General features: G+C 63.6%; 12 protein-coding genes. 5 read left to right on the top strand and 7 right to left on the bottom strand.

The window, feature by feature from the left end; translation table 11 throughout:
* Positions 1 to 41 precede the first annotated feature (41 nt).
* Together ACVOLL_RS06015 and efp are read right to left on the bottom strand one after the other, a co-directional pair.
* Positions 42 to 1,379, bottom strand: a complete 1,338-nt coding sequence (locus ACVOLL_RS06015; RefSeq protein ID WP_481512071.1) for a TRZ/ATZ family hydrolase — start codon at positions 1,377 to 1,379, stop codon at positions 42 to 44.
* A 360-nt stretch (positions 1,380 to 1,739) separates the two neighbouring features.
* Positions 1,740 to 2,306, bottom strand: a complete 567-nt coding sequence (gene efp, locus ACVOLL_RS06010) for an elongation factor P (RefSeq protein WP_481512070.1) — start codon at positions 2,304 to 2,306, stop codon at positions 1,740 to 1,742.
* A gap of 100 nt (positions 2,307 to 2,406) precedes the next feature.
* Here efp and epmB point away from each other — a divergent pair, with 100 nt between their 5' ends.
* A complete protein-coding gene (gene epmB, locus ACVOLL_RS06005) occupies positions 2,407 to 3,435 on the top strand; it encodes an EF-P beta-lysylation protein EpmB (RefSeq protein ID WP_481512069.1) in 1,029 nt (342 codons plus the stop codon).
* 46 nt (positions 3,436 to 3,481) lie between these two features.
* Here epmB and ACVOLL_RS06000 read toward each other — a convergent pair whose 3' ends face one another.
* From ACVOLL_RS06000 to ACVOLL_RS05990, 3 genes are read right to left on the bottom strand one after another with little or no spacing between them, the layout of a single operon-like run.
* Positions 3,482 to 5,629, bottom strand: a complete 2,148-nt coding sequence (locus ACVOLL_RS06000) for a putative bifunctional diguanylate cyclase/phosphodiesterase (RefSeq protein WP_481512068.1) — start codon at positions 5,627 to 5,629, stop codon at positions 3,482 to 3,484.
* Positions 5,626 to 6,543 carry a phosphate/phosphite/phosphonate ABC transporter substrate-binding protein gene (locus tag ACVOLL_RS05995; protein ID WP_481512067.1) on the bottom strand — a complete coding sequence of 306 codons (918 nt, stop codon included), beginning with the start codon at positions 6,541 to 6,543 and terminating at the stop codon, positions 5,626 to 5,628. The genes ACVOLL_RS06000 and ACVOLL_RS05995 overlap by 4 nt, the downstream gene beginning before the upstream one ends.
* 60 nt (positions 6,544 to 6,603) lie before the next feature.
* On the bottom strand, positions 6,604 to 7,371 hold the full coding sequence (locus ACVOLL_RS05990) for an RNA methyltransferase (protein ID WP_481512066.1): 768 nt from the start codon (positions 7,369 to 7,371) through the stop codon (positions 6,604 to 6,606).
* Positions 7,372 to 7,490: 119 nt separating this feature from the next.
* On the opposite strand from ACVOLL_RS05990, the gene ACVOLL_RS05985 reads away from it, so the two are divergent.
* Positions 7,491 to 8,318, top strand: coding sequence for an inositol monophosphatase family protein (locus ACVOLL_RS05985; protein WP_481512065.1), 828 nt, complete (start codon positions 7,491 to 7,493; stop codon positions 8,316 to 8,318).
* 203 nt (positions 8,319 to 8,521) lie between these two features.
* Here the strand turns inward: ACVOLL_RS05985 and ACVOLL_RS05980 are convergent, their stop codons facing one another.
* Positions 8,522 to 9,337 (bottom strand): hypothetical protein, encoded by an 816-nt coding sequence (locus ACVOLL_RS05980; protein WP_481512064.1) that lies wholly within the window; start codon positions 9,335 to 9,337, stop codon positions 8,522 to 8,524.
* 257 nt (positions 9,338 to 9,594) lie between these two features.
* Positions 9,595 to 10,461 carry a protease HtpX gene (htpX, locus tag ACVOLL_RS05975; RefSeq protein ID WP_481512063.1) on the bottom strand — a complete coding sequence of 289 codons (867 nt, stop codon included), beginning with the start codon at positions 10,459 to 10,461 and terminating at the stop codon, positions 9,595 to 9,597.
* A gap of 92 nt (positions 10,462 to 10,553) precedes the next feature.
* Here htpX and gluQRS point away from each other — a divergent pair, with 92 nt between their 5' ends.
* From gluQRS to phaR, 3 genes are all read left to right on the top strand, one after another.
* Positions 10,554 to 11,441, top strand: a complete 888-nt coding sequence (gluQRS, locus tag ACVOLL_RS05970; RefSeq protein WP_481512062.1) for a tRNA glutamyl-Q(34) synthetase GluQRS — start codon at positions 10,554 to 10,556, stop codon at positions 11,439 to 11,441.
* Positions 11,442 to 11,497: 56 nt separating this feature from the next.
* A complete protein-coding gene (gene phbB / locus ACVOLL_RS05965) occupies positions 11,498 to 12,238 on the top strand; it encodes an acetoacetyl-CoA reductase (protein WP_481512061.1) in 741 nt (246 codons plus the stop codon).
* 160 nt (positions 12,239 to 12,398) lie between these two features.
* Entirely contained in the window at positions 12,399 to 12,926 is a 528-nt protein-coding gene (gene phaR / locus ACVOLL_RS05960; RefSeq protein ID WP_481512060.1) for a polyhydroxyalkanoate synthesis repressor PhaR, read from the top strand.
* The last annotated feature ends 31 nt before the right edge of the window (positions 12,927 to 12,957 follow it).

Below are 12,957 nucleotides of genomic sequence, written 5' to 3'. Positions count from 1 at the left end.
CGGTTTCCTCGTGCGGCCGCGTGGGGCGGCCGGTTGCGCGGTCAGGCGCGGATGGTACGGATGCGGTCGCGCCACTGGCGCGCATTGGCGGTGATCGCGGCAATGTCCATGTCGACCAGCTGGCGCTGGACCAGCTTGGGCTTGCCGGCGATCCACACGTCGCTGACCTGGTGACGACCAGCGGCATACACCAGCTGCGACAGCACATGATGCAGCGGCTGGGTTTCCAGTGCGGACAGGTCCACGCAGGCCAGATCGGCCTGCTTGCCGACTTCGATCGAGCCGATGCGGTCGCCGAAACCCAGCGCGCGTGCGCCGCCCAGCGTCGACGCACGCAGCGTGGTGGCCGCGTCCAGGGCGGTGGCGTCATTGGCCACGGCCTTGGCGAGGATGGCCGCGGTGCGGTTCTCGCTGAACATGTCCAGGTCGTTGTTGCTGGCGCAGCCATCGGTGCCGATCGCCAGATTGACGCCTGCCTTGACCAGCGCGCAGGCCGGGCAGAAGCCCGAGGCCAGTTTCAGGTTCGACTCCGGGCAATGCACCACGCTGACGCCGCGCTCGCCGCACAGGTGGATTTCGGCCTCGGTGAGCTGGGTCATGTGCACCGCGATCAGGCGCTCGTTGACCAGGCCCAGGCGATCCAGTCGGGCCAACGGGCGCTGCCCGTGCAGGGCGATGGAATCGGTGATCTCCTGCGCGGTTTCATGCGTGTGCAGGTGTACGCGGCTGTCGAGCTGATCGGACAGCATTCGCACCCGCTCGAAATTGGCGTCGCTCACCGTATACGGCGCATGCGGCGCGAACGCAGTGCCGATCAGCGCGTCGTCGCGCCAGGTATCGTGCAGCTCGGTGGCGCGGGCAAAGTACTCGTCATCGGTCCTGGCCCAGGCACTGGGGAAGTCGATGATCACCGAGCCGACCAGCGCACGGAAGCCGTGCTTCTTGTAAACAGCGGCCTGCACGTCGGCGAAGAAATAGTTTTCGTTGGCGCAGGTGGTGCCGCCGCGCAGCATCTCGGCGATGGCAAGAGTGGTGCCGTCGGCAACGAACTCCGGCCCGATCACCGCCGCTTCCACCGGCCAGATGTGCTCGCGCAACCAGGTCATCAGCGGCAGATCATCGGCGATGCCGCGCAGCAGCGTCATCGGGTTATGGGTGTGGGCATTGACCAGGCCGGGGATCAGCGCCGCTTCCGGGCGCGATACGACCTGCTTGGCGCTGAAGCGCGCGCGGGCCTCGGCGCGCGGCAGCACCGCGACGATGACGCCGTTGCTGATGGCCACAGCGTGGTCTTCAAGCACCACCGCATGCGGCTCTACCGGCACTACGTAACCGGCTTCGATCAATAGATCGCACTGCTGGGGTTGGATATCACTCACGCCGGTTCACCTCTGGATCTGTTGCTGTATTCATCCAGCCGAGGCCGGATGCGAAAAAGGCTTCGAGCTTCCCGAAGGTCACCCGAAGCCCAATGTTACCTGCGCCGCCTTCCCCGCTTTCGCAGGGATGACGCAATGGCGAAGGCGCTGCGCTTGCGTCACCGGAATGACGAGCCGAGGCAAGTGCCCGAGCCAAAGCAAATGCCGGGGCCAGAGCGATCCCCGCCTGCGCGGGGATGACCGGCCGAAGCAAGTACTGGAGCCAGGGCAAGTGCCGGAGCCAAAGCAAGAGCGATCCCCGCCTGCGCGGGGATGACGTAATGGCAAAGGCGGTTGCGCTTGCGCAACCGCGCCATTACGTCACTTGACGCGGGCGGAGTATTCACCCGAACGGGTGTCAACGCGGATGACTTCATCCTGGTTGACAAACAGCGGGACGCGGACCACGGCGCCGGACTCCAGGGTGGCCGGCTTGCCGCCGCCGCCCGAGGTGTCACCGCGCACGCCCGGATCCGTCTCGACGATCTTCAGTTCGACGAAGTTCGGCGGGGTCACGTCGATCGGCACGCCGTTCCACAGGGTCACCACGCAGGACTCTTCGCCCTTCAGCCACTTCTCGGCGCCGTTCATGCCAGCCTTGTCAGCCTGCACCTGCTCGAAGGATTCCGGGTCCATGAAGTGCCAATACTCGCCGTCGCTGTACATGTAGTTCATGTCGGTATCGACCACATCAGCTGCATCCAGCGTGTCAGTCGACTTCATGGTGACTTCCTGGGTGCGGCCGTCCTTGATCAGGCGGTACTTCACGCGGGTGAAGGACTGGCCCTTGCCCGGCTTGACGTACTCGGTGTCGATGATGACCGCCGGGGCGTTGTTGACCAGGATTTTCATCCCGTTCTTTACGTCGTTCATGCCGTAACTGGCCATGCTGAAACTCCTGAATTGGCAAAACCGCCGCGTGTTGCGGGCGGCCGGATTAGAATGGAACGCCCGCCATCTGGTGGGCCATCTGTTTTTCTGACCGCCAATGATAACCGCAGCCCCCGCCCTCACTCCAGAAAAAGCCATCCTGACCCTGCCCGACGACCGCTGGCAGGCGCACTGGCGCCAAGCCATCCGCGACCCGGCCGAGCTGCTGGCAGTACTGGGCTTGGATGCCGAAGCGGCGGGCGTTTCGGCCGATGCGCTGGCGCAGTTCGCGCTGCGGGTTCCGCGCGGATTCGTAGCGCGGATGCGCCATGGCGACCCGGCCGACCCGCTGCTGCGGCAGGTACTGCCGATCACCGACGAGATGCGGATCGTGCCCGGGTTCAGCTTCGACGCGGTCGGCGACAGCCAGGCCAAGAAGGCCACCGGGGTAATCCAGAAGTACCGCGGCCGCGCCCTGCTGGTGACCACCGGCAGCTGTGCGATCAACTGCCGTTACTGCTTCCGCCGCCACTTCGACTATGCCGGCGAGAACGCCGCCAAGGGTGGCTGGCACGAGGCCGTGGCGGCGATCGCGGCCGACCCGGACATCGACGAGGTCATCCTGTCTGGTGGCGACCCGCTGTCGCTGAACACCTCCAAGCTGGCCGAGCTGACCGAAGCCCTGGCCACCATCCCTCATATCAAGCGCCTGCGCATCCACAGCCGCCTGCCCGTGGTCCTGCCCGAGCGCGTGGACGATGGTCTCGTCCAGTGGCTGAGCAACCTGCCCTGGCCGGTGGCCTTCGTGCTGCATGCGAACCACGCCAATGAGTTCGATGCCCAGGTGGACGCCGCTTTGGCGCGCATCCGCGCTACCGGCGCGCAACTGCTCAACCAGGCGGTGTTGCTACGCGGCGTCAACGACGAGCTGGACGCACTGGCGGCATTGAGCGAGCGCAGCTTTGCCGCCGGGGTGATGCCGTACTACCTGTACCAGCTGGACAAGGTGCAGGGCGCAGCCCACTTTGAGGTCAGTGACGAGCAGGCGCTGGCCCTGCACACCGCGCTGATGGCCCGGCTGTCCGGTTATCTGGTGCCAAAACTCGTACGCGAGATTGCCGGCGACACCAGCAAGCGGCCGCTCTGAGACAGAGCGGCCGGGTTTCCGCGGGCCAACCAACCAGGCGGCCAGGTCAGCGCACCGCCGCCATCGCACCGCGTTCCAGCAGGCTCACCAGGCCAGCCGCCTCCAGCGGCCGTCCTAGCCAGTAACCCTGGACCAGATCGCAGCCACGCTGGCTGAGCAGCTCGAACTGCGCCTCCTGCTCCACCCCCTCGGCCACAACGGTAATGCCCAGCGCATGGGCCATGGCGATGATGGCCGTGGTCAGCGCCAGATCATCAGGATCGCGCTCCATGTCGGCAACAAAGCTGCGGTCAATCTTGACCCCGTCCACCGGCACCTGGCGCAGATGGCTGAGCCCGGAGAAGCCAGTACCGAAGTCGTCCAGCCACACCTTCACCCCGGCACGGTGCAACTTCTCCAGCAACGAGACAGCCAACATCTCATCGCCGATGACCGCAGTCTCGGTCAGCTCCAGATGCAGACGTGACGCAGCCAGCCCGGAACCGAGCAGACTGCTTTCCACCTCCTGCAGCAGGTCACCGTTACGCAGCTGTTTGGGCGAGACGTTGACCGAAATAAACAACTCCTCGCCTATCGAATTGCGCGGCCACTGCTGGGCCTGCTCGCAGGCCGCTCGCAGCACCTTGGGGCCAATCATCTGGATCAGACCACTCTGCTCGGCCACATCAATGAATACCGACGGCGGGATCGCCCCCAGCGCCGGGTGATCCCAGCGCAGCAGCACTTCCACGCCACACAGCATGCGGTCACGGGTACGGAAAATAGGCTGATAAACCAGGCGCAACTCGTTGCGCTCCCAGGCACCACGCAGTTCCTGCTCCAGATGCAGACGCCGCTCCACCGCGTGGTCCATTGCCAGGCTGTAGTAGCGGAAACAGTTCTTGCCGGCCAATTTGGCCTGGTACATCGCAATATCGCCGTTCTTCAGCAAGGCGGTAGCGTCCCCTGCGTCCTCCGGGAACAGGGTGATACCAATCGAGCTGCCAAGGAAGATCTCGCGCTGCTGCACCTGCAGCGGCTTGCCCAGATCGATCACCAGGCGCTCTGCCAGCTGCTTGGCGATCTCGGCAGCACTGCTTTGGCCCTGGCTGATCAGGATCACGAACTCGTCACCGCCAAACCGGGCCAGCAGGGCGTCATCGCCGCCAATCTGCTCAACGGCATTGGAAATGTGCTGTGCAAACTGCAGCAAGGCATCGTCACCGGCCTCGTGCCCCAGTGTGTCATTGACCCGTTTGAACTCGTCAATATCGATGAACAACAGCGCCAAACCGCGCCCGGCCGCCTGCGCACGCAGCAACCGGTGGTCCAGTGCTTCGCGGAAAGCGAGCCGGTTGGTCAAGCCGGTGAGCGCATCGGTATAGGCCATCTGGCGGACGTCGCGGTCGTGCCGGGCGATGCTCTGGCTCATCCGATCGAAGGTACGCAGCAACTCACCGACCTCGTCGCCGCGCTTGGTCGACTGCGCCTCGATCAGGTAATCGCCGCGCTCAATACGTCGCGCCGCCGCGCCCAGCCAGCGGATCGGCCGCACCAGCGTGTACTGCACGTAGAACGCCATTACGCAGACAAAACCCGCCAACAACAGCATCAGGCCCAAGGCCCACCCCAGCTCCCGCCGCTGGGTCTCGCGCATGCGCTGCTCCAGCGCCTGCATGGACTTGGCCTCCTGTGCCCGCACCGGCGCCAGATTCATACCTACGCGCAGGCCGCCCAGTGGCTCGCCACCGATCGCCAGCGGCACATCCACTTCAAGGATCGACGGCGACTCCTGCACCAGCGGCTTGAGCGAACGCACCGCAGCCTTGGCCAGCGGATCATTCATCGGCTGACCATAACCGGACACGTCGAAGGAACCGTCGTGAATCAGCCGTCCGTCCGGGTCGTATACCAACACGTAGCTGACAGATTTCTGTCGCGCCGTATTGCGCACCGCTGCACCGATAGCAGCCAGATCGGAGTAGTACAGCGGATTTATCAGCGTATCGGCCAAGGCATTGGCCAAGGCCGTGCCGCGCTCGCGCACGCCTTGATCGAACACCTGACTGAGCACTTCGCCACTATTGCGCAAGGCCTCGCGCTGGGCGGCAGCCTGACGCACCAGCATCAGCCCGACGATAGCCACCACCACCAGCAGCACCACGGCGCTGGCGGCCAGGAAGCGGGCCTGCAATCCAAACCGTGGCTTGCTCATTCCACCTCCATCCGGATCCGGGCCAATCCGCGGCGCAGACGCTCCAGCGCGCGCAGGTTGTCCGGGTCTACGGGGTGAAAGCCTGTAGTGCCAAAAAACTTGGCCAGCGCCGGCCCGGCCGCGGGGTCACTGCTGGCTTGCAACAACACTTGCTGCAGGCGGTCACGCACCGCCGGATCCAGGTCGGCGCGCACCATTTCCACCGCACGCGGGATCGGCTCACTGCGGTACAGCACCCGCATGTCCTGGCGGAAGGCTGGCGGCATGGCCTGGTTGTCGCTCCAGTCGATGCTGCTGATCACCCCGGCATCCACCACGCGCTTGTGCACATAGGTGGAGATGTTCAATTCCGAACGTACGAATACATAACCCACCGAGTCCTCGACCGGGGTGTCGCGCGGATCCAGCAGGATTTCAGGCTGCAGGTTGTGCTCGAGCAATTCCATTGCCGGCACCAGATAGGCACTGGTAGACAACACGCTCTGCATCGCCAAGGTGCGCCCACGCAGCTCCTCCAGCGTGGTAATCGGGCTGTCACGGCGCACGAAGAACACACTGTGATACGTGCCCACGCCATTGCGCTCGGTCAACAACAGGGGCTTGGCGCCCGCCCGCTGACCCAGCGCCATCGCCGTGCCGGAGGTCTCGGTAACCCAATCCACCCGGCCGCGCCGCAGATAGCTGCCCATCTGCTGTGCGTCCTTGGCCATCAGGATGCGCCCTTCGACGATACCTACGTCGCGCATGCGCGGCACCACATAGTCCAGCAGTGGCTTGAGCTGGTCGTAATGCAACTTCGGATCATCGCTGATCCGCCCCAAGACCAATACCGAACGATCAACCGCCCCCACCGCTACGGGCTGCAATGCAGCCAGTGTCAGTGCGGCTCCCCAAAGCCATCGCAAGACACCCAAAACGACACCCCCTAATCCATCCCCACAGATTACCGGATTTGGCAAAGCGTAATATTTAGCTCAACCCTTGCCCTCTGAGACCAAGCGGGCCATGCGCTGGGCATCGGACAGAATGCCACGCATCAGCCGCACCTCCTGCTCGGACAGCTCAGCCTTCATGAATAGACGACGCAGCTTGCGCATGGCCGATTCCGGGGCGCGGCCCTTGTGGAAGTCGATCTGGTCCAAGGTGTCGCCCAACTGACCGAACATCCCCTCCAACTGGGCATGGCTGGCTGGCGCCTCGTCCTGACCAGACTCAACCGCTACCGGCGCTGCCGCGGCTGGCCGTGATTCCAGCACCGCCATGCGCACCTCGTAGGCCAGAACCTGCACCGCAGCGGCCAGATTCAGCGAGCTGAATTCAGGATCGGACGGAATATGCACAGCGGCGTGGCAGAGCTGCAGCTCTTCATTGGTCAAACCGGTGCGCTCGCGACCAAACACAAAGGCCACTTCGGCCGGCTCGCCGGCCTTGGCCACGGCGCGCTGGCCGGCTATTTCCGGCAGCAGCTCTTCCAACTGCACCCGCCGAGCGCGTGCAGTACAGCCCAGTACCAGGCGGCAATCGGCCACGGCTTCGGCAAGGGTGGCGAATACCGGCGCATCGCCGAGCACGTCCTCGGCACCGGCCGAGCGCCGGAAGGCGTCCTCGTCCAAGGGCTTTTCCGGGGCCACAAGGACCAGCCGCGCCAGCCCCATGGTCTTCATCGCACGGGCCGCCGCGCCGATGTTGCCGGGGTGCTGGGTGCCAACAAGAACGAAACGAATATGAGCGGAAACAGACATGGCGTTAAAAAATCAGGAGCGAGACAGCTGTAGATGGTAAACTGCGCGGCCGGCCTTTGCGCCGGGCCCGCTCTTTTCCCCCGCCAATCCGATCTCTGCCCTCACGGGAGCCTTTAGCCATGCAGAAACCCGCCGTAACCGTCATGGTCAAGGCCGCTCGCCTCGCCGGCAACGTCCTGCTCCGCAACATCAACAAGCTTGAAGCCCTGAACGTGGTACAGAAGGGTCGGATGGATTACGCCAGCGAAGTCGATGCCGACGCTGAGAAAGTAATCGTCAAGGAACTCAAGCGCGCTTACCCGGAGTACGGCATCTATGCCGAAGAAGGCGGCCTGCAGGGCGTCAACCGCATGATGTGGGTGATTGACCCGCTGGACGGCACCAGCAATTACCTGCGCGGCTTCCCGCACTACTGTGTCTCCATCGCCCTGGTTGAAAACGGCGAGCCGACCGACGCGGTGATCTTCGACCCGCTGCGCAACGAACTGTTCACCGCCTCCAAGGGCAATGGCGCCGTGCTCAACGACCGCCGCCTGCGCGTGTCCGACCGCAAGGACCTGGAAGGCACGATGATCCACACCGGCTTCGCTCCGCGCGAACGCAGCCGTGCCAGCGCCCAGCTCAAGACCGTCGACACCCTGCTGGTGCAGGCTGAAGACGTACGCCGTACCGGCTCCGCCGCGCTGGACCTGGCCTACGTGGCCTGCGGCCGCGCCGACGCGTACTTCGAAGCCGGCGTGAAGGCATGGGACATCGCTGCCGGCGTGCTGCTGGTTCGCGAAGCCGGCGGCAAGGTCTGCAACTACCGCGGCGCCCCGTTGGACCGCATGGATTCGCGCGGCCCGGAGACCCAGCAGGTGGTGGCTGGCAACATCAAGGTGTGCGAAGCCCTGCAGAAGGTTCTCGTCAACACCGGCTACGCCGCCGAGTTCGATCCGAAGTTCTGATCCAACTGCCCAAAGCAGTGAATCATCCGAAAACCGATGCCAGAGCTCTGGCATCGGTTTTTTTGTGGGCAAAGCTTTGGGCACCGATTTTTTGTGGGAGCGGCGTAAGCCGCGAAGTAGGAAATTCATCAGATGACACAGGCTGCCAGCACCCCAGCAATGCCAGCCTCGCGGCATACGCCCCTCCCACAACGCAGGCCAGTTCAGCCAACGACCACCGCGGGAACCACCGCCCCGGCCACCGCCTGCCGCCCCCAGCCGTAACGGGCGGCCAAGCAGATCTCCAGCAGCACCAGCGCCATCACAATCAGCAGCGGCAACAGCAATCCAAAATAGATACCCGGCATCATCGAGCCGATCTGTGCTTTCAACAGGCGAATCACACCCTTGGTATGCAGCAACTCGCTCATGCGCATGCCCAGCGCCTCGCGGAACACGGCTTTATCAAGTCCGCTGCGGCCACCAACCTCCTTCACCAGGCTGTCCTCCACCCATTGCAGCATCACTTCACTGCGCAGGTGTTCGATGCCCTTGCGCGCCCAGCGCTGCGGCATGCTTTCACCACTGAGCATGCTGATGTCGGCCAGCCGATGTTCACCCAGGTAGGACTCCACTGCCATGCGCGCTGCATCGTGCGCGGACACATCATCGCGCAGCATTGCCTCCAGTTCCGGTGTATCCAACGATCGCTCGAACTCGACCAGCCAATGCGCGGTCGCCGCCTGCAGATGCGGCTGGAAGTGATCGATCTGCTTGTACAGCGCACGCTGCCCACCAGCAACCAGCCCAACCTGCAACCCGATGAAGGCAAACAGCAACGGCAGCACAACTACATAGCTGGCGATCAACCAGTGATGCCAGCGTCGTCGTCGGGCAAGGCCACCTCTGCGCGCCAGAGCGATCCACACCGCCACACCCAAGGCCAGCCCCAGAACCGCTCCGAGCAACGAGCCGCCGATCAAATCCAGCACGCTCAGCCCATTCCAGAATTCCATTGCCCAATATTGCGCGTCCTGCACCATATGCTCCCCATTCGTCTGCAGTACTTGGAGGGTAGACACAAACACCTGGAGCGAGAATACAAGTGTCTGAATTCTACGGACAGCAGAACGCAAAACTGCTACCTGCATGCACAGTCAGCAACGAGGGCACAGTTACTGTCGTGGCCGCAAACAGACAACGCCCCTTGCGGGGCGTTGTCTTCACTGTCGCGAACGCAAAGGGAAGTCCTGACAGCTGCTGCACGCGCTGCGTGCAGCAACGTCAATCATCCAGCTCAAGCCACCGTCGAGGAACGCAGCGCGGCGATGCGCTCGTCCAGCGGCGGATGACTCAGGAACAGCTTCTTGGCCGCCGAACCGGCGATGCCAAACGCAGCGATCTGGGTCGGCAACGTACTCTGGCCATGGTTGAGCTTCAGACGCTCAAGCGCAGCGATCATCTTCTGCCGGCCAGCCAGCGAGGCACCACCCTGGTCGGCACGGAACTCACGATGACGCGAGAACCACATCGCGATCATGGTTGCGAACAGGCCGAACACCATCTCCAGCACAAACACGATGATGTAGTACGCAAAGCCACGGCCACCGCCTTCGCGGTTGCCCGACAGTGCGCTGTCGATGATGCCGCCCACCACACGCGCCAGCACGATCACGAAGGTGTTCAAAACACCTTGCAACAGCGCCATGGTGATCATGTCGCCGTTGGCAACGTGGGCGATTTCATGGCCCAGCACTGCTTCAGCTTCGTCCTCACTCATGTTGTGCAGCAGACCGGTGGATACCGCCACCAACGCGTTGTTGCGGTTGGCGCCGGTCGCAAAAGCGTTGATTTCCGGAGCGTCGTACACCGCCACTTCCGGCATGCCGATACCGGCCGCCTTGGCCTGGCGGGCCACGGTGTCCAGCAGCCAGCGTTCGGTCTGGTTGCGCGGCTCGGTGATGACGACCGCGCCGGTGCCGCGCTTGGCCATGAACTTGGACAGCAGCAGCGAGATGATCGAGCCACCGAAGCCAAAGATGGCCGCCATGACCAGCAAGCCGCTCATCTGCGAGGAGTTCACGCCCAAAATGGACATGACGACGCTGGCCAGCATCAGCACAGCAACGTTGGTCAGAAGAAACAGCCCGATACGGGTAAACATGGGAAACAGATCCATAAGGATTGGAGATACAGCCAATTTGCGGCGCATACAGCTTGAATTCAAGCATTAATCTGACCGACGATTCAGTTTCGATGCCAGCTATTCCTTACCGCGGCCGCTTTGCGCCCTCCCCGACCGGCCCCTTGCACCTGGGCTCCACGCTGGCCGCCTTCGGCAGCTGGCTGCTGGCCCGCCATGCCGGTGGCCAATGGCTGGTGCGCGTGGAAGACGTAGACCCCCCTCGTGAGGCCCCCGGTGCGGTCGATTCACAGCTGGCCACGCTCAGCGCGTTCGGACTGACGTCGGACTTTCCGGTGCAATACCAGAGCCAGCGCAACGCCCTCTACCAGGCAGCCATCGAACAACTGCTGGATCACGGCAAGGCCTTTACCTGCCACTGCAGCCGCGCCGACCTGGCCAGCCAGGGTGGCATCCATCGCCGCTGTGTCGCCAGCCAGCAGCGCCCGCAACCGGCAATCCGTCTACGCGTGGCCGACGGCAGCCACGTCAGCTTCGAAGACGCCCTGCAAGGCCGGCAGCAACAGGACGTGGACCGCGAAGTCGGCGATGTGGTCCTCCTGCGAGCCGATGGTTATTGGGCCTATCAGCTGGCCGTGGTGGTGGACGACGCCGAGCAGGGCATCACCCACGTGGTGCGTGGCGCCGACCTGATCGACTCCACCGCCCGGCAGATCCTGCTGCAGCAGGCGCTGGCCCTACCCACCCCGCACTACCTGCATCTGCCGTTGCTGCTGGACAGTGCCGGCCAGAAGCTGTCCAAGTCACAGGCCGCCATCCCGGTGGACAGCACCCAACCTGTACCAGTGCTGCGCTGGCTATGGGCGGCATTGGGCCAGCAGCCGACCGCACTGGATGCTGCAGCCAGCGTTGCCGAGGCGCTGCAACATGCTGCAGCCGCCTTTGAACCAGCCCGGCTGCAAAAAACCTCACTTCGTGCCCCGTTACAGCCCCCGGGCTGAGCGCAGTTTCATTAGAATCGTTGGCTCCCCTGCACATCTGCCCTGGAGTTGAGCCCATGACATCGCGCGTCGCACTGGTCACCGGTGGTACCGGCGGCATTGGTACCGCCATCTGCCAACGCCTCGCCGATCAAGGGCACCGCGTCGCTACCAACTTCCGCAACGCCGAAAAGGCGCAGCAGTGGCAGCAGACCATGCGCAGCAAGGGTTACGACATAGCGTTATTCGAAGGCGACGTGGCGCACCCGGACAGCGGCCGCACCCTGATCCAGGCAGTCGAGGCCGGGCTGGGGCCGGTGGAGATCCTGGTCAACAACGCCGGCATCACCCGCGACACCACTTTCCACCGGATGAGCCCGGAGCAGTGGCATGAGGTGATCAATACCAACCTCAACTCGGTGTTCAACGTGACCCGCCCGGTGATCGAAGGCATGCGCAAGCGCGGCTGGGGCCGAGTCATCCAGATCAGCTCGATCAACGGCTTGAAGGGCCAGTACGGCCAGGCCAATTACGCCGCCGCCAAGGCCGGCATGCATGGCTTCACCATCTCCTTGGCGCGCGAGAACGCCGGCTTCGGCATTACCGTCAACACCATCTCGCCGGGCTATGTGGCCACCGATATGGTGATGGCTGTACCCGAGGAAGTACGGGCAAAGATCATTGCCGACATTCCCACCGGGCGCCTGGGCAAGCCGGAGGAGATCGCCTACGCGGTTGCCTTCCTGGTTGCCGAGGAAGCCAGCTGGATCACCGGCTCCAATCTGGACATCAACGGCGGCCACCACATGGGCTGGTAACAGCCATCTGCTGACAGCCCGTGCCATGTTGCACAACATGGCAATTCATGTTGCGCAACAAACCCAGCCTTCTCCGACGCTTGCAACCTGTACTTTTGGCGGTTGCAAGCCCTGCTGCACTGCGCCATGCTGCGCACCTACCGTGACGAGTGACTGCTTAATGGCTGCGACCCGCATCATCAAGAAGTATCCGAATCGCCGGCTCTACGACACCGAGATTTCCAGCTACATCACCATTGAAGACGTCCGTCAGTTGATCCTCGACGGCGAGGACTTCGAGGTCCGCGACGCCAAGAGTGGCGACGACCTGACCCGTTCGGTGCTGTTGCAGATCATCGCGGACAAGGAGCAGGACGGCGAGCCGATGCTGTCCACCCAGTTGTTGAGCCAGTTGATCCGTTTCTACGGTGACTCGTTGCAGGGCTTCATGGGCAATTACCTGGAGCGCAGCATGCAGGTATTCCTGGACCAGCAGCAGCAGTTCCGCCAGCAGATGGGCAACCTGCTCGGGCAGACGCCGTGGGCGATGATGAACCAGCTCACCGAACGCAACCTGGAGCTGTGGCAGGAATTCCAGCGCAATATGGGCACCGGTTTTGGCGGCCCGCGCCCGCCGGCAGGCACCAGCAAGCCGACCGATCCGCCGCCGACCAGCAGCACCGGTGGCAAGACCCGCAGCAGCCGCTGAGGGCAATGAAAAGGCCGACGCTAGCGTCGGC

This window comes from Stenotrophomonas sp. STEN035 (assembly GCF_056759935.1).
The sequence above is the reverse complement of the archived record's forward strand: the minus strand, read 5'-3'. Positions and strand labels throughout refer to the sequence as shown.

Bases quoted from the DNA above. Each gene is read 5' to 3' on its own strand.
- gluQRS (WP_481512062.1), top strand. From the start codon at position 10,554: ATGCCAGCTATTCCTTACCGCGGCCGCTTTGCGCCCTCCCCGACCGGC.
- ACVOLL_RS05985 (WP_481512065.1), top strand. From the start codon at position 7,491: ATGCAGAAACCCGCCGTAACCGTCATGGTCAAGGCCGCTCGCCTCGCC.
- phbB (WP_481512061.1), top strand. From the start codon at position 11,498: ATGACATCGCGCGTCGCACTGGTCACCGGTGGTACCGGCGGCATTGGT.
- htpX (WP_481512063.1), bottom strand. From the start codon at position 10,461: ATGTTTACCCGTATCGGGCTGTTTCTTCTGACCAACGTTGCTGTGCTG.
- efp (WP_481512070.1), bottom strand. From the start codon at position 2,306: ATGGCCAGTTACGGCATGAACGACGTAAAGAACGGGATGAAAATCCTG.
- phaR (WP_481512060.1), top strand. From the start codon at position 12,399: ATGGCTGCGACCCGCATCATCAAGAAGTATCCGAATCGCCGGCTCTAC.
- ACVOLL_RS06000 (WP_481512068.1), bottom strand. From the start codon at position 5,629: ATGAGCAAGCCACGGTTTGGATTGCAGGCCCGCTTCCTGGCCGCCAGC.
- epmB (WP_481512069.1), top strand. From the start codon at position 2,407: ATGATAACCGCAGCCCCCGCCCTCACTCCAGAAAAAGCCATCCTGACC.
- ACVOLL_RS05990 (WP_481512066.1), bottom strand. From the start codon at position 7,371: ATGTCTGTTTCCGCTCATATTCGTTTCGTTCTTGTTGGCACCCAGCAC.